The 25,465-nt window shown below is 64.3% G+C and carries 21 protein-coding genes and 1 pseudogene; 12 read left to right on the forward strand and 10 right to left on the reverse strand.

Translation table 11 applies throughout. From position 1 onward, the window contains the following. Nucleotides 1-75: 75 nt before the first annotated feature. The 5 genes from lpxD to lpxB are packed head-to-tail and all read left to right on the forward strand — an operon-like array spanning nt 76 to nt 4,491. Nucleotides 76-1,131 (forward strand): UDP-3-O-(3-hydroxymyristoyl)glucosamine N-acyltransferase, encoded by a 1,056-nt coding sequence (lpxD, locus tag QAZ47_RS20480; RefSeq protein ID WP_278230531.1) that lies wholly within the window; start codon nt 76-78, stop codon nt 1,129-1,131. Further along, nucleotides 1,124-1,582 carry a 3-hydroxyacyl-ACP dehydratase FabZ gene (fabZ, locus tag QAZ47_RS20485; RefSeq protein WP_278202548.1) on the forward strand — a complete coding sequence of 153 codons (459 nt, stop codon included), beginning with the start codon at nt 1,124-1,126 and terminating at the stop codon, nt 1,580-1,582. The genes lpxD and fabZ overlap by 8 nt, the downstream gene beginning before the upstream one ends. Nucleotides 1,583-1,597: 15 nt before the next feature. Then, entirely contained in the window at nt 1,598-2,431 is an 834-nt protein-coding gene (gene lpxA / locus QAZ47_RS20490) for an acyl-ACP--UDP-N-acetylglucosamine O-acyltransferase (RefSeq protein WP_278233834.1), read from the forward strand. Further along, nucleotides 2,406-3,320 (forward strand): LpxI family protein, encoded by a 915-nt coding sequence (locus tag QAZ47_RS20495; RefSeq protein WP_278230532.1) that lies wholly within the window; start codon nt 2,406-2,408, stop codon nt 3,318-3,320. The genes lpxA and QAZ47_RS20495 overlap by 26 nt, the downstream gene beginning before the upstream one ends. Continuing rightward, nucleotides 3,310-4,491, forward strand: coding sequence for a lipid-A-disaccharide synthase (gene lpxB, locus QAZ47_RS20500; RefSeq protein WP_278230533.1), 1,182 nt, complete (start codon nt 3,310-3,312; stop codon nt 4,489-4,491). The genes QAZ47_RS20495 and lpxB overlap by 11 nt, the downstream gene beginning before the upstream one ends. Nucleotides 4,492-4,571: 80 nt before the next feature. Here the strand turns inward: lpxB and gltA are convergent, their stop codons facing one another. Both gltA and gltX read right to left on the reverse strand, forming a co-directional pair. Further along, complete coding sequence (gltA, locus tag QAZ47_RS20505; protein WP_278230534.1) at nt 4,572-5,900, reverse strand: citrate synthase; 1,329 nt, start codon at nt 5,898-5,900, stop codon at nt 4,572-4,574. Between the two features lie 181 nt (nt 5,901-6,081). Then, entirely contained in the window at nt 6,082-7,506 is a 1,425-nt protein-coding gene (gene gltX, locus QAZ47_RS20510; protein WP_278230535.1) for a glutamate--tRNA ligase, read from the reverse strand. A 101-nt stretch (nt 7,507-7,607) separates the two neighbouring features. Here gltX and QAZ47_RS20515 point away from each other — a divergent pair, with 101 nt between their 5' ends. Continuing rightward, nucleotides 7,608-10,070: a ComEC/Rec2 family competence protein gene (locus QAZ47_RS20515; protein WP_278230536.1), complete on the forward strand. Its 2,463-nt coding sequence runs from the start codon at nt 7,608-7,610 to the stop codon at nt 10,068-10,070. Here the strand turns inward: QAZ47_RS20515 and lexA are convergent. From lexA to QAZ47_RS20545, 6 genes are all read right to left on the reverse strand, one after another. Then, a complete protein-coding gene (lexA, locus tag QAZ47_RS20520; protein ID WP_278202554.1) occupies nt 10,054-10,788 on the reverse strand; it encodes a transcriptional repressor LexA in 735 nt (244 codons plus the stop codon). The genes QAZ47_RS20515 and lexA overlap by 17 nt on opposite strands. 116 nt (nt 10,789-10,904) lie before the next feature. Next, entirely contained in the window at nt 10,905-12,110 is a 1,206-nt protein-coding gene (gene glp, locus QAZ47_RS20525) for a gephyrin-like molybdotransferase Glp (protein ID WP_278230537.1), read from the reverse strand. A 2-nt stretch (nt 12,111-12,112) separates the two neighbouring features. Continuing rightward, entirely contained in the window at nt 12,113-12,607 is a 495-nt protein-coding gene (gene moaC, locus QAZ47_RS20530; protein ID WP_278074260.1) for a cyclic pyranopterin monophosphate synthase MoaC, read from the reverse strand. A gap of 2 nt (nt 12,608-12,609) precedes the next feature. Then, nucleotides 12,610-13,422, reverse strand: coding sequence for an indole-3-glycerol phosphate synthase TrpC (gene trpC, locus QAZ47_RS20535; protein WP_278230538.1), 813 nt, complete (start codon nt 13,420-13,422; stop codon nt 12,610-12,612). 4 nt (nt 13,423-13,426) lie between these two features. Continuing rightward, nucleotides 13,427-14,437 carry an anthranilate phosphoribosyltransferase gene (gene trpD / locus QAZ47_RS20540; RefSeq protein WP_278230540.1) on the reverse strand — a complete coding sequence of 337 codons (1,011 nt, stop codon included), beginning with the start codon at nt 14,435-14,437 and terminating at the stop codon, nt 13,427-13,429. Continuing rightward, nucleotides 14,434-16,326, reverse strand: a complete 1,893-nt coding sequence (locus tag QAZ47_RS20545) for a peptidyl-prolyl cis-trans isomerase (protein ID WP_278230541.1) — start codon at nt 16,324-16,326, stop codon at nt 14,434-14,436. The genes trpD and QAZ47_RS20545 overlap by 4 nt, the downstream gene beginning before the upstream one ends. Nucleotides 16,327-16,470: 144 nt before the next feature. Here QAZ47_RS20545 and tpiA point away from each other — a divergent pair, with 144 nt between their 5' ends. From tpiA to QAZ47_RS20570, 5 genes and pseudogenes are all read left to right on the forward strand, one after another. Continuing rightward, entirely contained in the window at nt 16,471-17,238 is a 768-nt protein-coding gene (gene tpiA / locus QAZ47_RS20550) for a triose-phosphate isomerase (RefSeq protein ID WP_278230542.1), read from the forward strand. Nucleotides 17,239-17,407: 169 nt separating this feature from the next. Next, on the forward strand, nt 17,408-17,905 hold the full coding sequence (secG, locus tag QAZ47_RS20555) for a preprotein translocase subunit SecG (RefSeq protein WP_278230543.1): 498 nt from the start codon (nt 17,408-17,410) through the stop codon (nt 17,903-17,905). Nucleotides 17,906-18,118: 213 nt separating this feature from the next. Beyond that, on the forward strand, nt 18,119-19,237 hold the full coding sequence (locus tag QAZ47_RS20560; RefSeq protein WP_278230544.1) for a L,D-transpeptidase: 1,119 nt from the start codon (nt 18,119-18,121) through the stop codon (nt 19,235-19,237). Between the two features lie 173 nt (nt 19,238-19,410). Continuing rightward, nucleotides 19,411-21,048 carry a CTP synthase gene (locus QAZ47_RS20565; protein ID WP_278230545.1) on the forward strand — a complete coding sequence of 546 codons (1,638 nt, stop codon included), beginning with the start codon at nt 19,411-19,413 and terminating at the stop codon, nt 21,046-21,048. Between the two features lie 22 nt (nt 21,049-21,070). Then, a pseudogene (locus QAZ47_RS20570) lies at nt 21,071-21,657 on the forward strand (DUF1697 domain-containing protein). Nucleotides 21,658-21,769: 112 nt separating this feature from the next. Here the strand turns inward: QAZ47_RS20570 and QAZ47_RS20575 are convergent. Beyond that, on the reverse strand, nt 21,770-23,227 hold the full coding sequence (locus QAZ47_RS20575) for an NCS1 family nucleobase:cation symporter-1 (protein WP_278202564.1): 1,458 nt from the start codon (nt 23,225-23,227) through the stop codon (nt 21,770-21,772). Between the two features lie 305 nt (nt 23,228-23,532). Between QAZ47_RS20575 and QAZ47_RS20580 the strand changes: the two genes are divergently transcribed. Then, nucleotides 23,533-23,835 carry a DUF982 domain-containing protein gene (locus QAZ47_RS20580; protein WP_278202565.1) on the forward strand — a complete coding sequence of 101 codons (303 nt, stop codon included), beginning with the start codon at nt 23,533-23,535 and terminating at the stop codon, nt 23,833-23,835. A 107-nt stretch (nt 23,836-23,942) separates the two neighbouring features. On the opposite strand, the gene QAZ47_RS20585 is transcribed toward QAZ47_RS20580, so the two are convergent. Further along, nucleotides 23,943-25,463, reverse strand: a complete 1,521-nt coding sequence (locus QAZ47_RS20585; protein WP_278230546.1) for an HlyD family type I secretion periplasmic adaptor subunit — start codon at nt 25,461-25,463, stop codon at nt 23,943-23,945. Nucleotides 25,464-25,465 lie beyond the last annotated feature (2 nt).

A 25,465-nucleotide genomic window follows, 5' to 3' on the forward strand; every position in this document is an offset into this window, starting at 1 on the left:
GCGGGTTACGATGTTTCCGGGCCGTCTGGCGGCCCGGAATGGACTGATCCGACCTAGCTGGATAATGTTTGTGGAATGACCGATCCGGTGTTCTTCGCGCCTTCACGCCGGTATACGGCTGGCGAGGTCGCGAATCTGACCGGCGCCAATCTCATTGATGCCTCGCAGGCCGATATCGCTATCGAAGCGTTGGCGCCCGCCAATGAGGGCGGTGACGGTGCGCTCGTCTTCGTCGACGGCAAACGCAACTTCGCTTTGATGCAGTCGCTCAAGGCGGCAGCGGTGCTGTGCCCCGCGGACTTTGCCACCAGAGCCCCGCAGGGGATCGCGGTGCTGGTGCATCCGCGCCCGCAGCAGGCCTTCGCGATGGTCGGGCGGCTGCTCTTTCCGCAAGCCTCGACTCCAGGGCCGATGACCGGCGAAACCGGCGTTTCGCCGGTGGCGCATATCGATCCGTCCGCGCATGTCGAGGCCGGAGCGATCGTGGAGGCAGGCGCGGTGATCGGTCCCGGTGCTTCCATAGGCGCCGGCACGGTCATTGCGCCGCATGCCGTCATCGGCCGCTCCTGCAAGATAGGCCGCGATGGTTACGTCGGCCCGGGCGCCAGCATCCAATATGCGCTGATCGGCAACCGCGTCATCATTCATGGCGGCGCAAGGATCGGCCAGGACGGCTTCGGCTTCGTGGCCGGCGCCAAGGGACCTGAGCGCGTGCCGCAGATCGGCCGCGTCATCATCCAGGACGACGTCGAGATCGGCTCCAACTCGACCGTCGATCGCGGCGCGATGTCCGACACGGTCATCGGACAGGGCACCAAGATCGACAATCTGGTGCAGATCGCCCACAACGTTCGCATCGGCCGCAATTGCATTATAGCCGGGCTTTCGGGTATTTCCGGTTCCGTCGTCGTCGGCGACAACGTCACCATGGGTGGCGGTGTCGGCCTCGCCGATCATTTGACCATCGGCCCGGGAGCCAAGCTTGCTGCGAGAAGTGGATTCATGAGCAACGTGCCGGCGGGCGAGGTCTGGGGAGGCTATCCGGCGCAGCCGATGGCGGAAGCGATGCGCGAGATCGCGATGCTGCGCAGACTGGCCAGGACGCGCAAGCAGGGCGACGGAAATGGCTGACATGGTGGCGACGACACTCGAAGCGGTTGACATAATGGGGCTCATGAAGCTCCTGCCGCACCGCTATCCGTTCCTGATGATCGACCGCATCGTCGATATCGACGGCAACGACTCGGCCGTCGGCATCAAGAACGTGACCATCAACGAGCCGCATTTCCAGGGCCATTTCCCGGAACATCCGGTGATGCCTGGTGTGCTGATCATCGAGGCCATGGCTCAGACGGCCGGCGCGATCTGCATCCGCAGCCTCAACACGGAAAAGCCGTCGCTGGTTTATTTCCTGACAATCGACAACGCGAAATTCCGCAAGCCGGTCGGTCCAGGCGACCAGTTGAAGATCCACGTCAAGAAAATCAAGATGCGCGGCAACCTGCTCAAATTCGCTTGCGAAGCCATGGTGGACGGAGCGAAGGCGGCGGAGGCCGAGATTTCGGCCATGGTTGCCGGCTGACGGTTCAAAATGCTTATGAAAATTCAGACGTCAATCCATCCTTCCGCGGTCGTCGAAGACGGCGCCCAGCTCGGCGAAGGCGTCCGCATCGGGCCGTTCTGCCATGTGAACGCCGACGCGGTGATCGGCGACCGGGTCGAGCTGGTCAGCCACGTCTCGGTGATGGGCGCGACCACCATCGGTGCCGCGACCAAGGTCTACCCGATGGCGATACTGGGTGGCCCGCCGCAGAACACCAAGCATAAGGGCGGCCGCACCACGCTGGTCATCGGCGAGAGCTGCACGATCCGCGAGGGCGTCACCATGCATCTCGGCACGGATTCCAGCCGTGGTGAGACGATCGTGGGCGACAACGGCAATTTCCTTGCCTACGCCCACATCGCCCACGATTGCGTCGTCGGCAAGAACGCCACTTTTGCCAACGGGGCAACGCTCGGCGGACACTGCGAGATCGGCGACAACGTCTATATCGGTGGCCTCACTGCGGTTCATCAGTTTGTCCGCGTCGGTGACAACGCCTTCATCGGCGGCTGCTCGGCCGTCGTCGGCGACGTCATCCCTTATGCGATCGCCGTCGGCAATCGCGCCAAGCTGCGCGGCCTCAACATCATCGGGCTGAAGCGTTCCGGTCTGCCGCGTGCGGAAATCTACCTGCTGCGCAAGGCTTACCGGACGATTTTCGACCGCTCCCGGACCGTTGGCGAGAATGTGGAAATCGCCAAGGTGGAATTCGCCGCGTCGCCAACGGCCATGAAAATTATTGATTTCGTCACCAGCCGCGGCAAGCGGCATTATGCCGTCCCGCCGCTCAAGGGTGGCGACGATGACGACGGCGATGACGAGGGCTGAGCCCACCGACACAAGGCTTGCACTCGCGCCGGGCTCCAGGGTCGGCATCATTGCCGGCGGCGGCAGCCTGCCTGTGGAAGTCGCCGACGGTCTCGCAGCTCACGGCTATTCGCCCTTCATTCTGTTGATGGAAGGTGAGGCTGACCGCAAGCAGCAGCTTGGCCGATACGAGCACGTTACCATGGCTCTCGAGCAGATCGGTTCCCTGGTGTCGACGCTGAAACGCCACCGCGTCACCCATCTGGTCCTCGCCGGCGAGATCAAGCGCAGGCCAAGGCTAGGCAACATGCGCCCCAGCCTCGGATTGCTGGCGATCGTACCGTCGGTGATCGTCGCGCTGGCGCGCGGCGATGACGGACTTCTGAAGGTTCTGACGCGGGGCCTCGAAAAGCGCGGTATCAAGGTGGTCGGCGCGCATGAGGTCGTCCCCGAACTGACCGCCGCAGAAGGCACGCTGACGGCCGCCGGACCAAAGCAATCGGATTGGCGCGATATCGAGGCGGGCCGTGCGGCGGCCAAGGCGATCGGTGCGCTCGACATCGGCCAGGCGGCGATTGCGGTCGGAGGAAGGGTGATCGCGCTGGAAGGCATCGAAGGCACCAAGGGCCTGCTCGAGCGGGCGCGGGAATTGCGCGGGCATGGCAGGCTCGCCGGAAAGACGCGCGGCGTTCTCGTCAAATGCGCCAAGCCAGGTCAGGAGTTGCGCGCCGACTTGCCTTCGATAGGCCCGCAGACGGTCGAGGCCGCACATGCCGCCGGCCTGGCCGGCATAGCCGTCGAGGCGGGCCGCTCGCTCATTCTCGAAGGTCCCGAGGCATTATTGCGAGCCAATGCGCTTGGCCTGTTCATTGTCGGTCTCGCCGCAGAGGAGCCGGCCGATGGCCGGTGAGAAACCGCTCAAGGTCGCCGTCGTCGCCGGCGAGGAGTCGGGCGACCTGCTTGGCGCCGACATCGTGCGCGCGCTGGAAAAGACCACCGGTCGCAAGATCCAGCTTGTCGGCATTGGCGGCCGGCACCTGCAGGAACTGGGGCTGACACCGCTCTTCGACGGCAGCGAGATCGCGCTGATGGGCTTCAGCGCCGTCTTGCGCGACCTGCCGCGGCTGATGCGCCGGATCAGCCAGACGGCCGCCATCATCGCGGCGGAACGGCCGGACTGCCTGATCACCATCGACAGCCCCGACTTTTCGCTGCGGGTCGCCAAGAAGGTGCGTGCCGCCGCGCCCGCCATCCCGATCGTCCACTATGTGTGCCCAAGCGTGTGGGCATGGCGGCCGGGCAGGGCGGTGGCGATGAGGCCTTATGTCGACCACATCCTCTGCATTTTGCCTTTCGAGGTGAAGGCGCTTGCCCGCCTCGGCGGGCCGCCCGGCACTTATGTCGGCCACCGGCTGACGCGGGACCCCGGGGTGCTTGGCGCCGCCAAGGCGCAGGCCTTGCCGCGCGACCTGCCGGAGGATCGCGTCAAGACGCTGCTCGTGCTGCCGGGCTCGCGCCGCGGCGAGGTGCGGCGGCTGATCGAGCCTTTCGGCAAGGCCATGTCGGTCCTGCGCCAGCGCGGCCATCGGTTGCGCCTGCTGCTGCCGACGGTGCCGCATGTCGCCGATCTGGTGAAAACGTCGGTCGCAAGCTGGGACGAGAAGCCTGAGATCATCACCGATCCGGAGCGGAAATGGCAGGCCTTCGGCAAGGCCGATGCGGCTCTGATCGCGTCCGGAACCGTTTCGCTGGAACTGGCGCTTTGCGGCGTTCCGATGGTCTCCAGCTACAAGCTCGATCCGATCGCGCGTCTCATTTCCCGATATCTGGTGACCACCTGGTCGGCGCTGCTGCCCAACCTGATTTCGGACCGGACGCTGATCCCGGAATTCTACAATCAATATGTCCGGCCGGAGAACCTGGCGCGTCAGTTGGAAGCGCTGTTTGCCGATACCGGCATGCGCGCCTGGCAGAAGGCGGGCTTCGCCGAGATCGTAAGGCGCATGGCAACCGAGAGGCCTTCCGGTGAGATCGCGGCGGAAGTCGTGATGGGGTGCATCAAGAAAGCGAATAGGGAGTAGCGAATAGCGAGTAGGGGTTGGGATGCCGCCCGGCGCCCCGGTCTTCTTTCCCTATTCGCTATTCCCCATTCGCTACTCGCTCACCTCTTCGCGATCGGCACGTAGTCGCGTTCGGTGGCGCCGGTGTAGAGCTGGCGCGGGCGGCCGATCTTCTGGTGCGGATCCTCGATCATTTCCTTCCACTGCGCGATCCAGCCGACGGTGCGGGCGACGGCGAACAGCACGGTGAACATGGTGGTGGGGAAGCCCAGCGCCTTCAGCGTGATGCCCGAATAGAAATCGACGTTTGGATAGAGCTTCTTCTCGATGAAGTAGGAATCGGTGAGCGCGATCTTTTCCAGCTCCATCGCGATGTCGAGCAGCGGATCGTCCTTGATGCCGAGCTCGCCCAGCACTTCATGCGCGGTCTTCTGCATGATCTTGGCGCGCGGATCGTAGTTCTTGTAGACGCGGTGGCCGAAGCCCATCAGGCGGAACGGATCGTTCTTGTCCTTGGCGCGGGCGATGAATTCCGGGATGTGGTCGACATGGCCGATCTCGCCCAGCATGTTGAGGGCCGCTTCGTTGGCGCCGCCATGCGCCGGCCCCCAGAGGCAGGCGATGCCGGCGGCGATGCAGGCGAACGGGTTGGCGCCCGAAGAACCGGCAAGGCGCACCGTCGAGGTCGAGGCGTTCTGCTCGTGGTCGGCGTGCAGGATGAAGATGCGCTCCATCGCGCGGGCCAGCACCGGATTGATCTTGTACTCCTCGCAGGGCACCGCAAAACACATATGCAGGAAGTTTGCGGCGAAGTTCAGCTCGTTCTTCGGATAAATGAAGGGCTGGCCGATGTGGTATTTATAGGCCATCGCCGCGATGGTCGGCATCTTGGCGATCAGTCGCATCGAGGCGACCATGCGCTGGTATGGGTCGGAGATGTCGGTCGAGTCGTGGTAGAAGGCCGACAGCGCGCCGACCACGCCACACATCACCGCCATCGGGTGCGCGTCGCGACGGAAGCCGGTGAAGAAACGCGACATCTGCTCATGCACCATGGTGTGGCGTGTCACGCGGTAGTCGAAGTCGTCCTTCTGCGCCTTGGTCGGCAGCTCGCCGTAGAGCAGGAGATAGCAGACCTCGAGGAAGTCGCCGTGCTCGGCAAGCTGGTCGATCGGATAGCCGCGATGCAAGAGGATGCCGGCATCGCCGTCGATGAAGGTGATTGCCGACTCGCAGCTCGCCGTCGAGGTGAAGCCGGGATCGTAGGTGAAGGCGCCGGTGGTGCTGTAGAGAGCGCCGATGTCGATGACGTCGGGCCCGGTCGAGCCGCTTCGCACCTTGAATTCGTGGGTCTTGCCGGCGAGTTCGAGCCTGGCGGTCGACTCATGCGCCTTGCCGCCCGGTTCCAGTTTTGTCGCAGCTTCGCTCATTGCAAACTCCTTTTGTTTCCTCATGCCGGCAAGGCAATTCCTGCAAACGACACGTCGAAATCACCGGAATGCGCGAACTTGCCACCGCATTTTAAGGGGGTGCGTGCCAGATTGGGCCAAGGCCTAATGTTGCACTGCGAAACACACCTTTCAATGCCAATCTTCTTGGGCCAGTTCGCTCCTAATCGATTTGATCTCCAATCCGCGCTAGACTTTCGTCGCGTCCCAGCACGGCAAGCACGTCGAACACGCCGGGCGATGTGCTTCGACCGGTGAGCGCGGCTCTCAGCGGTTGGGCCACGGCGCCGAGCTTGTGACCGCCGGTCTGCGCAAAGTTGCGAATAGCGGCTTCCGCGGCTGCGGCGTTCCATTCGCCGGCGACCGCCGCGAGCGCGTCATGAGCGCCGCGCAGAATGGCGCGCGCGTCGCCGCCAAGCAACCCGGCCGCCTTCTCGTCGAGCTGCAGCGGCCGATCCGCGAAGAGGAAGGCGGCTCCATCGACGAGTTCGACCAACGTCTTTGCACGCTCCTTGAGGCCGGGCATGGCGGCAAGCAGCTGCGCCTTGCGCCTGTCGTCGAGCTTTGCCGCGAGCGCCAGTCCGCCCTCGAGATAGGGCAGGGTGGCGACGAAGATGTCGAAGAGAGCCTTGTCGTCCATCTTGCGCATATGGACGCCGTTCAGCGCCTCGAGCTTGGCGAAATCGAAGCGGGCGGCGCCCTTGTTGACGTCGCCGATGTCGAACCAAGCGATCATGTCCTCGATCGACATGACCTCGTCGTCGCCATGGCTCCAGCCGAGCCTGGCCAGATAGTTGAGCAGGGCCTCAGGCAGGTAGCCCATGGCGCGATAGGCCTCGACGCCGAGCGCGCCATGGCGCTTCGACAGCTTGGCGCCGTCGGCGCCATGAATCAGCGGGATGTGCGACATCGACGGCACCGCCCAGCCCATGGCGTTGTAGATGACGGTCTGGCGCGCGGCGTTGGTCAGATGGTCGTCGCCGCGGATGATGTGCGTGACGCCCATGTCGTGGTCGTCGACGACAACGGCATGCATGTAGGTCGGGTTGCCGTCCGAGCGCAGGATGATGAAGTCGTCGAGGTCCTTGTTCGGGAAGCGCACCTCGCCCTGCACGCGGTCGTGCACGACGGTCTCGCCCTCGGTCGGCGCCTTGATGCGGATGGCGCCCTTGACGCCGGGAGGCGCCTCGGACGGGTCGCGGTCGCGCCACTGCCCGTTGTAGCGCGGCGGCAGGCCCTTGGCTCGCGCTGCCTCGCGCATCGCCTCCAACTCGGCAGGCGTCTCGTAGCTGTAATAGGCCTTGCCCAGGCGCACGAGCTCCTCGGCCACCTCGCGGTGGCGCGGCGCGCGCTCGAACTGCGATACGGCCTCGCCGTCCCATGAGAGACCGAGCCAAGTCAGCCCGTCAAGGATGGCGGCCGTCGCCGCCTCGGTAGAGCGCTCGCGATCGGTGTCCTCGATGCGCAGCAGCATCGTGCCGCCCGTGTGCTTGGCGTAGAGCCAATTGAACAGCGCCGTGCGCGCGCCGCCGATATGCAGGTAGCCGGTGGGCGAGGGGGCAAAACGGGTGACGACCTTGTCGGACATGGAACTCTCAGGGTGGCACTGAAGCAGGCGTGATTGCGCGGACTTTCGCGCGGTCGGCGTTCATGTAGCATAGGAGGTCTGGGGCGCAAGGGGCAGACCCGATGGCTGGACGTGGCCGGAGTGCGGAGAAGGGCGAGGGGACGACGGCCGGCGTCAGCGAGCGCCTGCTGTTTGCCGGCACCGCGCCTGCCGAAGCAACGCCGGTTTCGGTTCCGGCGCCGCGCCCGGCTGCGGAGATCTTGCCGCCGGGCGGTGATGCCTCGCTGCAGCCGCTTCAGCCGGCGACTATCGATCGGATCCGCAGGCAGTTCCGCCGTACCTCTTTTTCCGTGCTTCGCCGAAGCGTCGCCGAAGCCGCCACCACCGAACTCGACCGCGGCGTTGGTTTCCTGCTGGTGCCGGTGTTCCTTGCCGCCGGCGTAATCCTCTATTTCTCCTTGAACAGCGAGCCGGATCTCTACCGGCCGCTGGCGGCGGTGGCGCTGATGGCCGTCTGCGCGGCGGTTTCCCGCTCTTGGCCGAAGACGCATCTTATCTTCATGGCGGCGCTGTTTTGCGCGCTGGGCTTTGTCGCCGCGAAGGTCGAGACATGGCGGGCCGCAACGCCGATGCTCGGCTCCGAGATACAGACGCGGCTGACGGGTCGCGTTGTCGTCGCCGAGGAGATGGCCAATGGCCGGGTGCGGCTGACCATCGACCTCGTCTCGACCGCGCAGCCAAAACTGCGCTACGCGCCGGATCGCGTCAGGCTCTCGGCGCGCGGGATTCCGCCTAACGTCAAGGCTGGATCGCTGGTGACGGGCTATGCACGGCTCCTGCCGCCGACCGGACCGGTTCGCCCCGAAAGTTATGATTTTTCCTTCGACAGCTATTTCTCCGGCATCGGTGCCAGTGGATTTTTCCTCGGCGATCCGAAAGTCATTCCGGCAAGCGACCCTCCCGCCCAGGCGAGCATCGCCTGGGCGATCGAGAATGCGCGCGAGACGATTGCCGATCACATCAGAAGCACCGTCGGCGGACCCGAAGGCGAGATTGCCGCGGCGCTGATCGTCGGCGTTCGCGCGGGCATTCCCGAGGACATCAACGAGGCGATGCGGCGGACCGGCATCTACCACATCATCTCGATTTCCGGGCTGCACATGGCGCTGGTCGCCGGCACGGTCATGCTTTTGCTGCGCGGCGTCTTCGCGCTGCTTCCGGATTTCTCGTCACGCCGGCCGGTGAAGAAATATGCCGCAGCGGTCGCGCTGGTGTCGATCGCTGCTTACCTCGTCATCTCCGGCGTGGTGGTCGCCGCCGAACGAAGCTTCATCATGCTCGCCGTCATGCTGGTCGCCGTGCTCTTCGACCGTGCGGCGTTGACGATGCGCAACCTGGCGATTTCGGCCATTGCCGTCATCATGGTGTCACCGCACGAAGTGGTTGGTCCGAGCTTCCAGATGTCGTTCGCCGCGACCGCGGCCCTTGTCGGCGCCTATGCCGGATGGGCCGACTACCGCGCCGGCAAGTCGAAAGCGCCGCCGGCGAAGCGGTCGTTCCTGCGGTTCCTGTCGCACAAGCTTGCGGTCGGAGCGGGCGGCGCCGCCATAACGTCTATCATTGCCGGAAGCGCTACGGCGCTGTTTGCCATCTGGCACTTCCAGCGCGTCTCGCCGCTCAGCCTGCTGGCCAATCTGGCGATCATGCCGATCGTCACCGTCGTGATGTTCCTTGCCGTCGCCAGCGCGGTCATGATGCCGTTCGGCTTCGACGGACCTTTCCTCTATTTGATGGGCAAGGGCCTGACGGCGATGATCGCGATTTCGGCCTGGATTTCGGAGCGGTCGCCGGTCGATGCCGTGGGGCTGATCTCGATCCAGTCGGTGCTGCTCGCGACAATCGCGCTGGTGATAGCAACCATGGCCACCACCTGGCTCAGGCTGGCGGCAGTGCCCTTCGCGCTGGCCGCACTACTGGCGGTCCCGCAAGTGCGCACGCCGGACCTGCTGATCTCCGAGGACGCGCATCTGGTGGCGATGCCGATCGGCGGTGGCGAGCTCGCCGTCAATCGCGCCCGCTCCAACGAGTTCACCACCGACAATTGGAAACGTGCGCTGAGGGCCGAAACGATCGTGCCGCCGGAAACATTCGCGAAAGGCGCATTCGACATCGCCGACCCGGTCGACCTGCCGGCGGGATCCCCCTTTTACTGCACTGGCGATCTCTGCATTGGCCGGCATCCGTCCGGTGCAATCGTCGCCTTGGCGGAAAACCGCGATAGCGCCAGGCCGGCCTGCGGCTTCGCCGACCTCATCGTCATCAACGACGCCACGGCCTACAACCCTTGCCGCGATCCACGCATCCTCGTCGTCACCAAGCGGCAGCTTGCGCGCGACGGCAGCGCCGCCGTCTACTTCGACCCACAGTCGGCAACGGCGCGAGCCGCCATTCAATACGCCGTCGAAAAGCCCTATCGCCCCTGGCACGAACAGCGGCGCTACTCGCGCGAGGCGAGGGGGCTAGCGCCATACGAGCGGCCTGAGAAGCCACAGACCAAGCCGCCGCCACTCAGTAGCGACGAATGAGCCCGACCAGCTTGCCCTGCACCTTGACCCTGTCCGGTCCGAAGATGCGGGTCTCATAGGCCGGGTTGGCGGCCTCGAGCGCAATCGAGGCGCCCTTGCGGCGGAAGCGTTTCAGCGTCGCTTCCTCGTCGTCCACCAGCGCCACCACGATCTCGCCCGGGCTCGCTGTGTTAGCATTGCGGATGATCACCGTGTCGCCGTCGAAGATGCCGGCTTCGATCATCGAATCGCCCTTGACCTCAAGCGCGTAGTGCTCGCCGCCTGCGATCATGTCCGGCGGAACTGTGATCGAATGCGTCTGGTGCTGGATGGCGTCGATCGGCACACCGGCGGCAATGCGACCCATCACCGGGATGGACACGGCCGAAACGGCGTCGTCGTCATTGCTGGGCGTCGGTGTGCGGGAGGGCGCCGCTGGCTTGATCTGCCGGCCGAGATTGCCTTGACCGCCTTGGATGACGCTCGGCGAGAATTTTCTCGCCGCATTCAGGCCGGGCGCGATCGAATCGGGCAGGCGCAGCACCTCAAGAGCGCGTGCGCGGTTCGGCAGCCGGCGAATAAAGCCGCGCTCCTCCAGTGCCGTGATCAAACGGTGGATGCCCGACTTCGAAGCGAGGTCGAGCGCTTCCTTCATCTCGTCGAAAGACGGCGGAATGCCGCTTTCCTTGAGCCGTTCATGGATGAACATCAGCAGTTCATGTTGTTTGCGCGTCAGCATGGCGGCCCCCATGGGTTTTGGAACCAGAATCAGAAAAACAAACCCAGAACAAACACTATCTGTTCCAGTTGTGTTCCGCAACCGTTTAAAGTTTAGTGAATCTGTTGACGTTTTGTTCAGCGTAACATCAGAACGCTGCATTCGTCGCCGGCTTCCGCAGCCGGGGCGAAGGGCTCGCGCACGATCAGGCCGTTGGCGTCGGCGAGCATCCTCAGCATGGAGGAATCCTGGATGCTGAACGGTGTCGCGATCAACTGTCCGGCATCCTCACGTACGACTGCCCGCACATAGTCCTGCCTGAGATCGTTGGCGTGCATCGCGGAAGCCAACCGCGCGGTCCGGATATCCTGGCGGTAGCTGCGGCCGCCAAGACGCGCCAGGAGCGGCTTCAGGAACAATTGCGAGCAGACAAGACTCGCCACCGGATTGCCGGGCAGGCCGATGCAGCGGATTTTGCCAAGCCGGCCAAACATCAGCGGCTTGCCGGGGCGCATGGCGATCTTCCAGAAATCGAGCTGCATGCCTTCGCCGGTCAGCACGTCGTGGATCAAATCATGATCACCGACCGAGGCGCCGCCGAGGGTGACGATGACATCGGCGCCGACCGCGACCGCTTTCTTGACCAGCGCCGAAATCGCATCCTGCCGGTCGGCGGCGATACCGAGGTCGAGAGCGCGGGCACCGACCGATTGCGCCGTCGCCGCTACGCCATAGGCGTTGGACGAGATGATCTGGTCGGGGCCGAGCGTGCTTCCGGGCGGCAGCAACTCGTCGCCCGTGGCGATGATGGCCACAATCGGCCGACGCACCACGTTGAGGCTCGGATGATTGGCGGAGGCCGCCAGCGATAGCGCTGCCGGATCGAGCAGGCGGCCTTTTTCTAGAACTACATCACCCTGGCCGAAGTCGAGCCCACGGCGACGGACGTTGCGAGCTTCCGCCGTCGGCTCGGTCACTTCGATGCGGCCGCCGCCGAGGTCGCGAACATTTTCCTGGATGACGACGGTGTCGGCGCCTTCAGGTAGCGGTGCGCCGGTGAAGATGCGCACCGCCTTACCCTTGCCGACGGAGCCGATAAAACCGCGCCCGGCGGGCGCCACGCCGATCACGGAAAGCCGCGCCGGCACGGAGGTCACGTCGACAGCGCGGGCGGCATAGCCGTCCATGGCCGAAGCGTTGAAGGGCGGCTGGGTGCGCAGCGCCACCACCGGTTCGGCGAGCACCCGGCCGGCCGCATCGGCCAGCGGCACGTTTTCGCCCGGCATTGCGGTTGCGCCATCCAACAAGCGCTCGAGCGCTTCGGCGACCGGAACCAGCGCCATCGTCAGGAACTCGCCCCGGATTTGACGGACTTGTAGTCGCCCGACTTGCCGCCGGTCTTCTCGACCAGCCTGATGCCGGAGATAACCATGGCGCGGTCCGCCGCCTTGGCCATGTCGTAGATGGTGAGGCAGGCGATCGACGCCGCAGTCAGCGCCTCCATCTCCACGCCGGTCTTGCCGGTGACGCGGGCAAGCGCAGTGACCTTCAGGCCGGGGAGGGCGCGGTCGGGCTCGATATCGACGGCGACCTTGGTCAGGAGCAGCGGATGGCAGAGCGGGACGAGCTCATGCGTCTTCTTGGCCGCCATGATGCCGGCGATGCGCGCCGTGCCCAGCACGTCGCCCTTCTTGGCGTCGCCGGCCAGGATCATCTCCAGCGTTTCCGCTCGCATCGAGACGAAGCCCTCGGCGATCGCCGTGCGTGTCGTCTCGGCCTTGTCGCCGACATCGACCATGTTGGCTTCGCCCTTGGCGCCGAGATGGGTGAGGGCAGGCATCCTCAAAGGGCCTCGGCCGGCGCCTTGCCCGTCAGCAGAAGCTCGGTCGCGGCAGCCACATCGGCCTGCCGCATCAGGCTCTCGCCGACGAGGAAGGTACCGATCCCGCTCTTCTCCAGCCGGCGGCAATCCTGATGAGTGAAGATGCCGCTTTCGCTGACGAGCAGCCGACCGGCCGGCACCATCGCTGCAAGCCGCTCGGAAATGTCGAGGCTGGTCTCGAAGGTCCTCAGATCGCGGTTGTTGATGCCGATCAGCCGCGACGAGAGGCGAAGCGCGCGCTCCATCTCCTTTTCGTCATGCACCTCGACCAGCGCGTCCATGCCGAGCTCGAAAGCCGTCGCTTCGAGCTCGCTGGCTAAAGCGTCGTCGACGCTTGCCATGATGATGAGGATGGCATCCGCGCCCCAGGCGCGGGCTTCATAAACCTGGTATGGATCGAAGAGAAAATCCTTGCGCAAAGCGGGCAGGCCGACGGCGGCGCGCGCGGCGGTCAGGAAGCTAGGCGCACCCTGGAAGGACGGGGCGTCGGTCAGCACCGAAAGGCAGGCCGCTCCACCTCGCTGATAGGCCCTGGCGAGCGCCGGCGGGTCGAAGTCGGCGCGGATCAGCCCCTTGGAGGGGCTCGCCTTCTTGATTTCGGCGATCAGCGCAAAGCCGCCGGCCTTGCGTTTGGCCTCGAGCGCGGCGAGGAAGCCGCGCGGCGGCTCCATGTCCTTCGCTTTGGCCTTGATATCGGCAAGCGGCACGTTGAGCTTCGCCGCGGCGATCTCTTCGCGCTTGTAGGTTTCGATCTTGCGCAGGATATCGGACAAGGTTCTAACCGTTCGAAATCTCGACGAGCTTGTCGAGCACCGTGAGGGCCCGGCCGCTGTCGATGGCTTGCGCGGCGGCTTCAATGCCGTCGGCGAGCGTCGTCGCCTTGCCGGCCACCACCAAGCCGGCACCGGCATTCATCAGCACGGTGTCGCGATAGGCGCCGGCGGCGCCGCCCAGCATATCGCGTAATGCCTTGGCATTGTAGGCCGCGTCGCCGCCACGCAGCTCTTCCTTGGTATGGCGCTTCAGTCCGACTGCCTCCGGGGTAAGCGTGAAGGTGCGGATCTCGCCACCGGCAAGCTCGGCAACCTGCGTTTCGCCGGTGGTGGTGATCTCGTCGTAACCGTCGCCATGCACGACCCAGGCATGCTCGGCGCCAAGCGCCTTCAGCGTCTCGGCAACCGGTATGATCCATTCCGGCAGGAAGACACCGACCATCTGTCGGCTGACGCCGGCCGGATTGGACAGCGGTCCGAGCAGGTTGAAGATGGTACGCGTGCCGAGCTCGCCCCGGATCGGGCCGACATGCTTCATCGCCGGATGATGCGCAGGCGCGAACATGAAGCCGACGCCGGCCTCATGGATGCAACGGCCGATCGTCTCCGGCGAAATGTCGATCTTGACGCCGAGCGCCGTCAGTACGTCGGCGGAACCGGTCAGCGAGGACAGGCCGCGATTGCCGTGCTTGGCGACCGGAACCCCTGCCGCCGCGATGACGAAGGCAGAAGCGGTCGAGATGTTGACGCTGTGCGAGTTGTCGCCGCCGGTGCCGACGATGTCGATGGCGCCAAGTGGGGCTTCGACGCGCAGCATCTTGGCGCGCATCGTGGCGACGGCCCCGGAAATCTCGCTCACCGCCTCGCCGCGCACGCGCAGCGCCATCAGGAAGCCGCCGATCTGGCCCGGCGTCGCGTCGCCCGACATGATGATGTCGAAGGCCTCGCGCGCTTCCTCGAAGGAGAGTGCGGTGCCGGTGGCGACCTTGGCTATGTGTGTCTTGAGAGCGCTCATCGTGTCTGTGCTTGCGAAACGGCGGCCGGATCGATGCGAACGTCATACTGCGACTGCAACTGCGCCACCAGCTGGTCGAGCAGGTCGTCGGACATGCCGGCGCTGAAGGATTTCTGCGTATCGTCGGGAACCGAGCTGCCATCGGCGCCAGCCGGTTCGAAGACTTCGGCGACCTTGAACAGGATCTGGCCGTCGCCGGTGGGCGAGGGGATCAGACCCGTGCCGCCTTCGCCGACGCCGAACATGGCCGCAGCACCTTCCTTGCCGAAATCGGCATCGTCGGCTTCGCGCTTCAGGCCGCGCTTGGTCTGCTTCTCGAGCTTCAGCTCGCCCGCGATGACGTCGAGCGTCGCACCTGCCTTGAGGCGCTTTTCCAACTCCTGCGCCTTCGCGTCGAGCCGCTTGTCGGTCTCGGCCGCCGTCCAGTCGGCCGCCACCTTCTGGCGGACTTCGTCGAGCGTGCGGTCGCGCGCCGCGGTGACCGACTGGACCTCGTAAAAGACGAAGCCGTTGTCGGCGGTGGTCAGGCCTTCATTCTCCGTATTCGGCTCGGCTTCGAAGACCGCCTTGATGAGATTCGCCGATTCCGGCAGGTCCTTGACGATCGTGCCGTCCGGCCGCTGGCCGGTGCGGTCGATGGCGTCGATGGTGACGACCTTGAGCTTCAGCTTGTCGGCGGCCTGGGCCAGAGAGGCACCCGAGGCGCGGGTGTCCTCGTAGCTGTCATGCACGTCGAGCAGGACGCGGCTTGCCTCGCCGAGCGCCAGGTCCTTGCGGATCTGATCGGAGACTTCCGAAAGCGGCTTCACCACCTGCGGCTTGATCTCGGTAACGCGCAGCAGCACCGGGCCGAAGGCGCCTTGGACCACCGGGCTAACCTCGTTGGCGTTGAGCGAGAAGGCCGCGTCGGCGACCGCCTTGTCGGCGATCTTGTCCTTGGCCAGCGTGCCGAGCAGGGTGTCGGCCTGGGTCTTGCCCTCGGCGGTGACGATCTTGTCGAAGGTGGCGCCGGCCTTCAGTGAATCATATGCCGCCTTGGCCGCGTCCGGCGTCTTGAACACCAGCTGTTCGATGGTGCGCATTTCGGGCGTCGTGTAGCGCGCCTTGTTCTTGTTGTAGTCGTCGGCGACTTGGCTGTCGGTCACCGCCGTCGGGTCCATGATGTCTTGCGGCTCGAGCCGGACATAGGAGAACTTGCGGTATTCCGGCGCGGCATAGTTCTTCTTGTTGGCCTCGAAATAGGTCTTGAGCGCGCTGTCGGATGGCGCCTCGATCGGCTGCACGAGCGTCTTCGGCAGCACGAGGTAGTCGATCGTGCGGTCCTCGCCGCGATAGAGCGCAACCGCCTTCAGGAAGGTCTGCGGCGCCTTGAGGCCGTCGGAGATCGCCTCGACGATCTGCTGGCGCACCGCCACCTGCGAGCGGTTCTTGAGATAGTCCTCCGGCCGCATGCCCACTTGGCGCAGCAGATATTCGAAGGTCCTGCGGTCGAACTGCCCGCTCGGGCCTCTGAAGGCCGGATCGTCGCGTGTCAGCTCGGCCAGCCGATCCTTGGAAAGACCGAGCCCCAGCTTGCGGGCCTGTTCGTCGAGGACGGCGCCCGAAACGAGCTGCGCGAGCACCTGGTTATCGATACCCAGCAGCTTCGCCTGCTCGTGCGTGATGCGCTGGCCATATTGCTGAGAGAGCAGGTTGATCTGGCGATCATAGGCGAGGCGGTACTCGTTGATCGAGACCGTCGTGCCGCCGGCGGTGATCACCGAATGGTGCCCAGCCAAAGTTCCCGACAGGCGCCCGGAAATACCCCAGACGGCAAAGCTCACCACCAGCAAGGACAGCAACGCCTTCGCGACCCAGGTGCTCGCCGCGCTTCTCAATAAACCAAGCATGCTTACTTCCGATTTTTGCGCATTTTCGCATGCGCCGAGTCTGAAACAAGCGCAATAGCGTCCTTCCGGCCCACTGTCGATTGCTTTGTGGCTTGATTTTGGTAGTGAGGGCGCAGCCTTATGTCGCCTGGAGAACCCGACCCCATGACCCCTGGAATCCGTCCGCTCGTCGCCGGCAACTGGAAAATGAACGGCACCAGCGCCTCGCTCAACGAGTTGAGGATGATCGGCAATGGCTTCATGAGCGGGCTCGATGCGGAGACGGAAGCGCTGGTCTGCGTGCCGGCGACCTTGCTTCACCAAGCCGCCGAGATCCTTTCCCGCACGCCGGTTCGCGCCGGCGGCGAGGATTGCCACCCCAAGGAGAGCGGCGCCTACACCGGCCAGATTTCGGCCGAGATGCTGAAGGATGCCGGCGCAAGCCATGTCATCGTCGGCCATTCCGAGCGCCGCGAGCAATGCGGCGACGATGATGCGATCGTCAACGCCAAGGCATCGGCCGCCTGGCGGGCAGGGCTGGTGGCCATCATCTGCATCGGCGAGACGCGCGCCGAACGCGAGGCCGGAGCGACGCTCGATGTCCTGTCGCGCCAGCTCGATGGTTCCGTGCCGGCAAGCGCCACCGCCGCAAATACCGTCATTGCCTATGAGCCGGTCTGGGCCATCGGCACCGGTCTGACGCCGACCGCCGCCGATGTTGCCGAGGCGCATGCGCATATCCGCGGCAAGCTCACCGCGCTGCTCGGCGATGCCGCGGCCAGAATGCGCATTCTTTATGGCGGCTCGGTCAAGCCGTCCAATGCGGTGGAACTGCTCGGCGTCGAGAATGTCGACGGCGCGCTGGTCGGAGGCGCGAGCCTGAAGGCGGCCGACTTCCTCGCCATCGCGGAAGCCTATATGAACGTGGCGTAGCCGCAGAGGCCGGCTTACGCGGCAGAGGCAGGCTGAAATCTTTGCAGCAGCCGCATTGCTCCCCATATTCCCGGCCACGGGCTTGGAAATGCCACCAAAGCATTGTAAGGAGCCGCCTCCAAATCATCGGTCGTATGCGCGGCCGCGCAAGGCCTCGCCAGGATAAATTATGGAAACCGTACTGATCGTCATCCACCTCATGGTCGTGCTCGCGCTTGTCGGCGTGGTGCTGCTGCAGCGCTCCGAAGGCGGTGGTCTCGGCATTGGCGGCGGCTCCGGTTTCATGACGGCGCGGGGCGCCGCCAATGCGCTTACGCGCGCAACGGCAATCCTGGCCGCGGCGTTCTTCGTGACTTCGCTCGCACTATCCATCATCGCTCGATACGGCGAGAAGCCAATCGACATCCTCGATCGCACGCCTGCCTCGACCACCAACAATGCCGGCAAGGGTGTGCTCAACCAACTGCCGGGCTCGAACGGTCCGGTGGGCAGTTCGCAGCCCGCAGCGCCGGCCGGCGGCACGACGACCACGACCCCGCTTTCGAATGGCGCCACCACCACGGCTCCGGCCACCGCTCCCGCCACCCAGGCGCCGGCGAATCCGACCGAGCCGCCGGCCGCGAACGGCGTCACCTTGCCGGTCACCCCGCAGGTTCCGAACCAGTAGCCGGGCAAGCATTGCTGCCGTGATCTGTTGTTCTTTGAACACAGTCGCGGCAAATGCTGCTTGATCACGAAGATTCAACCAAGCGTAGCGCTTCGCTCAGCTTGAGAGGTCCGCGGCTAATCGATTATAGATTGCGCGCGGCACTTTTCGGCGTCCTTGGGGGGCGCCGGGCGACGCCGTGGGCAACAAGCATTGAACGATCGGATATTCGCCATGCAGCTTCGCAGCTTCATTATTTTGGGATTCTGTGCCGTCCTCGGCATGGGTTCCGCGGCCTTCGCCTCACCGGCAAACCTGGCCGCTTCGCCGTCGGTCGAGAAGACCGGCGCCATCCCCGTCGTCGCCAAGAGCGACGCATCGCAGCTGAAGCTCCTCAAGAAGAAGAAAAACCCAACCTCCGAGGACCTCGCCCAGATCAGCAAGCTCGAAGCCAAGATCGCGGCTGACAAGGAAGCGGCCAAGGCCAAGGCGCTCGAGGCCCGCAAGATGGCGATGCGCGAGGCGGCCAAGGCCAAGGCGGACGCGGCTCGTCAGGAATGGCTATCCAAGAAGGGCACGTCGGCGGAAGTGGCCGACGCCAAGCCGATGAAGAAGACCATCAAGATCATCGCGCCGCTCGAAGCCTTGGCTCCGATCGCACCGATCCAGACCGACGAACCGATCCCGGCCGAGGCGATGAACATCACGGCCACCGGCAACAATGGTGAGCTGCGCAGCGAGCAGCCCGGCCAGAGGCAGACGAGCAGCAGCGGGCTGTTCGCCGGGCTGTTCGGTGGCCAGTCGGTGTCCTCGATCAGCTATCTGCCGGAGACCCGCGCGCTCGATTCGGCGCTCGCCAAGAAGGACGCCAAGCGGCCGTTCAAGGTGAAGCCGGAATTCGTGCCTCAGGACGTTACCTTCACCGGCTATGAGCCGGGCACGATCGTCATCGACACCAACGCCCGCCGCCTCTATCTCGTCGAGTCCTTTTCCACCGCACGCCGCTACGCCATCGCGGTCGGCCGCGAAGGCCTGCAGTTCAAGGGCACGGTGGCCGTCGGCGACAAGCAGGAATGGCCGCGCTGGATCCCGACGCTGGACATGCAGAAGCGCGAGCCGAAGCACTACGGCCAGTACAAGGACGGCATGCCCGGCGGCGGCGAAAACCCGCTCGGCGCGCGCGCCATCTACCTCTATGACGGCAAGAAGGACACGCATCTGCGCATCCACGGCACCATTGCGCCGCAGTCGATCGGAACCAGCGCCTCCAATGGCTGCTTCCGCATGATCAACGAGCACGTCATGGACCTCTACAGCCGCGTCAAGATCGGCACCAAGGTCGTTATTATCTAACGACCAATCGTCATCATCCGACGCGTTAATGCAAACTGCCGAAAGGGCCGGCACCGCCGGCCCTTTCGTTTTGACCGCAAGAAAAGGCCTCTTCGAGGCCACCGGCGCCATTTTGAGAAAAAGCCCTCGCGGCGGTTTTTTCTCTGGCGGAATCAATCAGGCCGCGTTAAGCGATGACTCCCATGGCGCGATATGTATTCATCACAGGCGGCGTGGTTTCCTCACTCGGAAAAGGCATCGCTGCAGCAGCTCTTGGGGCTCTCCTGCAGGCGCGAGGCTATCGCGCGCGGATCAAAAAGCTCGATCCCTACCTCAATGTCGACCCCGGGACGATGTCGCCTTACCAGCACGGCGAAGTGTTCGTCACCGACGACGGCGCCGAGACCGATCTCGATCTCGGTCACTACGAGCGCTTCACCGGTCGTTCCGCGAACCAGCAGGACAACATCACAACCGGCCGCATCTACAAGAACATCATCGAGCGCGAGCGGCGCGGCGACTATCTCGGCGCCACCGTGCAGGTGATCCCGCACGTCACGGACGAGATCAAGCATTTCGTCCTCGACGGCAATGACGACTACGATTTTGTCCTGTGCGAGATCGGCGGCACGGTCGGCGATATCGAGGCGATGCCGTTCCTGGAAGCGATCCGCCAGCTCGGCAACGACCTGCCGCGCAACAACGCGGTCTATGTGCATCTGACGCTGATGCCCTACATCCCGACTGCGGGCGAGCTGAAGACCAAGCCGACGCAGCATTCGGTCAAGGAATTGCGCGGCATCGGCATAGCTCCCGACATCCTGCTGGTGCGCGCCGACCGATCGATCCCCAAGGAAGAGCGGCGCAAGCTTTCACTGTTCTGCAACGTGCGCGAAAGCGCCGTCATCCAGGCGCTCGACGTGCCGCACATTTATGACGTGCCGATGGCCTACCACAAGGAAGGCCTTGATTCCGAAGTGCTCGCCGCTTTCGGCATCGACCCGGCGCCGAAGCCGCGCATGGAGCCTTGGCAGGTGTTGTCCAACCGCATCCACAACCCGGAAGGCGAGGTGACGATTGCCATCGTCGGCAAGTACACCGGGCTGAAGGACGCCTACAAATCGCTGATCGAGGCGCTTTCGCATGGCGGCCTTGCCAACCGCGTCAAGGTCAGGCTCGATTGGATCGAAAGCGAGATCTTCGAGAAGGAAGACCCGACGCCGTGGCTGGAAAAGGTGCACGGCATCCTCGTTCCCGGCGGTTTCGGCGAGCGCGGCTCCGAGGGTAAGATCCTGGCGGCGAAATTCGCGCGCGAGCGCAAGGTGCCTTATTTCGGCATCTGCTTCGGCATGCAGATGGCCTGCATCGAGGCGGCGCGCTCGCTGGCAGGCGTCGAGCATGCCTCTTCGACCGAGTTCGGCCCGACCGACGAACCAGTCGTCGGTCTGATGACCGAATGGCTGAAGGGCAACATGCTGGAAAAGCGCAGGGCCACCGGCGATCTTGGCGGCACGATGCGGCTTGGCGCCTACCAAGCCGATCTCGCCAAGGGGTCGAAGATCGCCGAAATCTATGGCGACACGCAGATCTCCGAGCGCCACCGGCACCGCTATGAGGTCAATATCGACTACAAGCAGCGGCTAGAGGATTGCGGCCTGGTCTTTGCCGGCATGTCGCCCGACGGCGTGCTGCCCGAGACGGTCGAGTATCCCGACCATCCCTGGTTCATCGGCGTGCAGTACCATCCGGAACTGAAGAGCCGGCCGCTCGAACCGCACCCGCTGTTCGCGAGCTTCATCGAAGCGGCGATGGAGCAGAGCCGCCTGGTGTGAACGGCCAGCTGGCGGATTGGCCATGCAGACTTATGTCGCGCTGCTCTACAGCATCATCCTCGGCCAGGGACGGCGCGTCGTCATGTCGGATCTCAAGGCAATGGCCGAAAGCCTCGGGCTGAAAAATGTCCGCACGCTGGTGGCGACCGGCAATCTGGTCTTCGAGGCACGCACGACCAAGATTTCCGTTCTCGAACAACGGCTGGAGAGCGCTTTCGAGGAAACCTTCGGCCGCCATGTCGACATCATCGTGCGCGGTGCCGAAGCTTGGCTGAAACTCGCAGCAGGCAATCCATTCCCGGACGAATCCGCCGATGCAGGCGACCAGTCGCGGTGCGGGTGATGCGCAAGTCTGCCCCGGCGGATGCGGTTGAAGCGCTCCAGGCCTATGCAGCCAAGGACGAGAAGGTGCTTTTGGTCGACGGCGATATCTGGGTGGTCTTTTCCCGCGAAAGACCAAGCTCGCGGCTGCTCGCCGCCTCCAATCACAAGCGCATGGGCGTCGGCACCTCGCGCAACTGGAATACGGTGCGCAGGCTGGCCGAGATGGTAGGCAGTGCCTTCCCTTCTCCCCCTGTGGGAGAAGGTGGCCGCGAAGCGGCCGGATGAGGGGTGTTCCAGGGAACGCCATCGTCTCACTCCGCTGGAACACCCCTCATCCCTCTCGGCGCTATCGCGCCGATCCACCTTCTCCCACAAGGGGAGAAGGGGAACAGTGCGGTCAGGCCTTCGCCGTCTTCGCCCCGGCACCGAGCGCCATGGTGCGCAGCACGTAGTAGACGGCGCCCGCGATCGCCACGCCGAAGAACCAGCCATAGACGCCCCACCAGGACGGCAGCCAGTTGGTGAAGTTGGGCAGGATCGAGGAGAAGATCGCGCCGATGCCGGCGGCGATGAAGGCGTTGACGTGCCAGCCGCCCTGGAAGCGGAACTCGCCGTCTTCGCGGTAGAGCGCGTTGACGTCGACGTCGCTCTTCCGGATCAGATAGTAGTCGACCATCATCACGCCGAAGATCGGCCCCATCGTCGCGCCGATGATGTTGACGAAGGAAGCAGCGCTGCCTTCCCACGGCGCGAAGGGGTAGAGCACAAGTGCAATCAACGCAGCGATATAGCCGCCCTTCTTGAAGTCGATCTGGCGCGGGAAGACGTTGGAGAAGTCGAAGGCCGGCGAGACGAAGTTCGCCACCACGTTGATGCCCAGCGTCGCCACCGCGAAGGTCAGCGCCGCGAGAGCCGCCAGGAACCAGCTGTCGAACTTGGCCGAGATCTGGTCGGGATGGAGGAGCACCTCATGATAGACGTCGTAGGCGGCGATCGTGGTGACGCCGGCGACCAGCGAGAACAGGATCAGGTTGACCGGCAGGCCCCAGATGTTGCCCTTGCGCAGCGCCGCGTTGTCCGGCGCGTAGCGGGCGAAGTCGCAGAAGTTGAGGTAGAGCGCCGAGAAATAGGTCACCCAGATCGCCGCCACCGCGAACAGCGCCGTCCACGATCCCGGCTCGCCGGGCACGCCGGCATCCTTGGTCTTGTCGAGCAGCACGTCCATCGGGATGTCGCTGGTGAAGGCGAAGGTGCCTGACTTAACACAGAGATAGACCGCAAGGATCAGCATCATCACCCACACGGCGGGGCCGGCCCAATCCTGGAAGCGGCGCACCGTTTCCATGCCCTTCTGGATGATCAGGAGCTGCAGCGCCCAGATGACGACGAAGCAGATTACCTCGAGGGTGGAATGGCCGAGGAGGTGCGAGCTCTTGTTGAATTCGTCGAACCACTGCAGCCGCGTCAGCAGCGCGACGATCGCGCCCGATGCCGCCGCTGTCTGCGCGCCGTACCAGAAGCAGGCGACGACGGCGCGCACCAGCGCCGGGATGTTGGCGCCCCAGATGCCGAAGGAAGCCCGAGCGAGCACGGGGTAGGGCACGCCTGTCTTCACGCCGGCATAGCCGACCAGGTTCATCAGCGCGTAGATGATCAGCGAACCGATGCCGATGGCGATGATGAAGTTGACGAAGCCGCCGCAGAACAGGAACAGACTTGCGGCGAGATAATAGCCCCAGAGGCTGTGGACGTCGGACGTCCACACGTTGAAGATCGAAAACGGCCCCCAGTTCCTGACCGTTGCCGGGGCCAGATCTTCATTGTAGAGGCCGGGCGATGCGCCTTGTATGGTCATTGCAAGTGTTCCCCTTTGAGAAAAACGCGCCCTCACGCGTTAACCGTCGAGGTTAAGCCTGACGCAGGGGAACCGGCAAGCAACCCATTTGCCGGCTTTCGCCTTAAAGACATTCAATGAGAATCACCGTTATCGCCGACCAAGGCTTATGATGACTGAGTCGGCCCGAGCCTTGTGGCTGTGACCGGACGCCAACCGCCCGGTTCCGAACTTTTTCGGACGGCAACCAAATTTGTTTGGAACCAAACCGCCGGACGTGCGTTTATTCGGGTTCGGCCGCCTTGCGGTCGACCGGGAGGATAACGATGGATCGCTTGCATTTCTTTACCCCAGTGCGAATCGCGCGTGGGCAGGGATACCCCTTGGAGGAAGTCGATAGCGTCTCCGAAGCGATGGTGTTCCTGCGGAAGTGGCCAACGGGCAGACGCGGCCCGGTTTATCAATGCGCCCTGAATTGCTGCTCGGCGGCGATGGCGGGCACCATGTCGGCCGAGGAAGCGAGAAAGGCCTTTGTCGGCTTTGCCCGCATCACCCGGCTTCTCGACGATGACATGGCGTTGCCCTTGGGTGGCACGTCCATGGACAATGTCTACGCCCTGAGGCGATAGCTGGCTCGATTCTCCGGCAGCTCCTGTCTGCTGGACGCGCTGTGTTGCGCGGCGTTGGCCTTAGGCCAACGCCGCGTGATGTTTTGCATTCTTTGCCACCCGTTGTTTCAATTTTCCCTGAAAGTGCGCGTGAGAGAGGCCTCGACCGGAGCCAGCATATAGTCGAGCAAGGTGTGCTCTCCGGTCAGGATCATGACTTCCGCGGGCATGCCGGGGGACAAGCGGATATCACGCAGCTGTCCGAGGTCGGCCGTGTCGACCTTCACCTTGGCGAGGAAATAGGGCTCGCCGGTTTTCTCGTCGGTCAACCGGTCGGCCGACACCGAGGTGAGCAGGCCATGGATCTGCGGCAGATGTCTGCTCGGATAGGCCGTCAGCACCACGCGGGCGGGCATGTCCGGATGCACCACGTCGATATCCGCCGGCTTGATGCGCGAATCGATGACCAAATTGGGCTCGTTGGGGACGATATCGAGAAGCGGCTGGCCGCTCGCGATCACGCCCGATTCGGTCGTCACCCGCAGGTTCATCACCGTCCCGGCTATCGGCGCGACGATGTCGGTTCTTGCCAGCACATCTTCGCGCGAGGGCAATTGGCTGCGCAGTTCGGCGAGGTCCCCGCGCACTTTGGCGAGATCCTCGTTGGCCGTCTCGCTGTCCTGCTGGCGCAGGTTGAGGAGCTGGAACTCGGTCTCGCCGATCTGCTGGTCGTTGTGCGCCACCTGTGCTCGGTTCGTCGCCTGATTGGCGCGGATGTCGGCCTGTGCGCGCTGCAGAGCCAATATCCGTGGTAGGCGTTCAAGGCCCTTCTTATACATCTGCTGCGCGGAGGCGATCTCCTGGTCGATGAGGCCGAGTTGCTCGGCCTGGGCGGCGATCACCTCCCTCGATCCCGTGCTCTGCTCGTTGATCTGCGCAATGCGCTTTTCCAGGATATGCGTGCGTCCTTCGCGGGTCGCGAGGCGGCTGTCGAGCAGTGCCTGCTCCTCGACGACCACCTTTCGCGCCAGATCGCTATCGGTCGATATCAGCTCCTTGGGAAAGACGATCTGGTCTTGGCCGGAAAGCTCGGCGACCAGGCGGGCCTCGGTCGCCAGAAGGCGGATGTAGCGTGTCTGCAATTCGTCGTAGTGTCCCTGAGCCTGCGTTGTCTTCAGGCTGATAAGCACTTGGCCGGCGCCGACCTTGTCGCCTTCCTTGACATAGATCTTGCCGATGATGCCGCCCTCCAGATGCTGGACCGTCTTGCGGTAGCCTTCCGGACTGACGACACCATTGGCGACGACGGCGCTTGCCAGAAGGGCGACGCTGGACCACACCGCGACGCCGCCGACGAAGACGATCGCCGAGACGTAGCCCAACATACGCGCGGGCCGCGTCCGCTGCTTCAGGTTGCGTCTGCTGGCACGGTAAGCATGCGACCGTCGCGGGACCGGCTTTGCACTTGCAATCAGAAGTACGACCAGCGCGCCGACAGCTGCGGCCATGGCGATGCGTGACGACCGATCCAGCCCGCCGAACCAAACCGACACCGTGGCGATCAGGTCGCCGGCGGAGGCGATGAGTTCCCGCAGGCTGTCCGCCAGCCCGAGCAGGATCGTCGAGAAGCCCTTAAATCGATCGTCCATGG

Source organism: Mesorhizobium sp. WSM4904, from assembly GCF_029674545.1.
Taxonomy (GTDB): domain Bacteria; phylum Pseudomonadota; class Alphaproteobacteria; order Rhizobiales; family Rhizobiaceae; genus Mesorhizobium.

What these genes read in the sequence shown, in the direction of transcription:
- QAZ47_RS20495 (WP_278230532.1), top strand. Translation starts at nt 2,406, where the DNA reads ATGACGACGGCGATGACGAGGGCTGAGCCCACCGACACAAGGCTTGCA.
- QAZ47_RS20585 (WP_278230546.1), bottom strand. Translation starts at nt 25,463, where the DNA reads ATGGACGATCGATTTAAGGGCTTCTCGACGATCCTGCTCGGGCTGGCG.
- QAZ47_RS20515 (WP_278230536.1), top strand. Translation starts at nt 7,608, where the DNA reads ATGGCTGGACGTGGCCGGAGTGCGGAGAAGGGCGAGGGGACGACGGCC.
- fabZ (WP_278202548.1), top strand. Translation starts at nt 1,124, where the DNA reads ATGGCTGACATGGTGGCGACGACACTCGAAGCGGTTGACATAATGGGG.
- lpxB (WP_278230533.1), top strand. Translation starts at nt 3,310, where the DNA reads ATGGCCGGTGAGAAACCGCTCAAGGTCGCCGTCGTCGCCGGCGAGGAG.
- QAZ47_RS20580 (WP_278202565.1), top strand. Translation starts at nt 23,533, where the DNA reads ATGGATCGCTTGCATTTCTTTACCCCAGTGCGAATCGCGCGTGGGCAG.
- gltX (WP_278230535.1), bottom strand. Translation starts at nt 7,506, where the DNA reads ATGTCCGACAAGGTCGTCACCCGTTTTGCCCCCTCGCCCACCGGCTAC.
- QAZ47_RS20560 (WP_278230544.1), top strand. Translation starts at nt 18,119, where the DNA reads ATGCAGCTTCGCAGCTTCATTATTTTGGGATTCTGTGCCGTCCTCGGC.
- QAZ47_RS20565 (WP_278230545.1), top strand. Translation starts at nt 19,411, where the DNA reads ATGACTCCCATGGCGCGATATGTATTCATCACAGGCGGCGTGGTTTCC.
- moaC (WP_278074260.1), bottom strand. Translation starts at nt 12,607, where the DNA reads ATGCCTGCCCTCACCCATCTCGGCGCCAAGGGCGAAGCCAACATGGTC.
- QAZ47_RS20545 (WP_278230541.1), bottom strand. Translation starts at nt 16,326, where the DNA reads ATGCTTGGTTTATTGAGAAGCGCGGCGAGCACCTGGGTCGCGAAGGCG.
- glp (WP_278230537.1), bottom strand. Translation starts at nt 12,110, where the DNA reads ATGGCGCTGGTTCCGGTCGCCGAAGCGCTCGAGCGCTTGTTGGATGGC.
- gltA (WP_278230534.1), bottom strand. Translation starts at nt 5,900, where the DNA reads ATGAGCGAAGCTGCGACAAAACTGGAACCGGGCGGCAAGGCGCATGAG.
- QAZ47_RS20575 (WP_278202564.1), bottom strand. Translation starts at nt 23,227, where the DNA reads ATGACCATACAAGGCGCATCGCCCGGCCTCTACAATGAAGATCTGGCC.
- lexA (WP_278202554.1), bottom strand. Translation starts at nt 10,788, where the DNA reads ATGCTGACGCGCAAACAACATGAACTGCTGATGTTCATCCATGAACGG.
- lpxA (WP_278233834.1), top strand. Translation starts at nt 1,598, where the DNA reads ATGAAAATTCAGACGTCAATCCATCCTTCCGCGGTCGTCGAAGACGGC.
- secG (WP_278230543.1), top strand. Translation starts at nt 17,408, where the DNA reads ATGGAAACCGTACTGATCGTCATCCACCTCATGGTCGTGCTCGCGCTT.
- trpD (WP_278230540.1), bottom strand. Translation starts at nt 14,437, where the DNA reads ATGAGCGCTCTCAAGACACACATAGCCAAGGTCGCCACCGGCACCGCA.
- tpiA (WP_278230542.1), top strand. Translation starts at nt 16,471, where the DNA reads ATGACCCCTGGAATCCGTCCGCTCGTCGCCGGCAACTGGAAAATGAAC.
- lpxD (WP_278230531.1), top strand. Translation starts at nt 76, where the DNA reads ATGACCGATCCGGTGTTCTTCGCGCCTTCACGCCGGTATACGGCTGGC.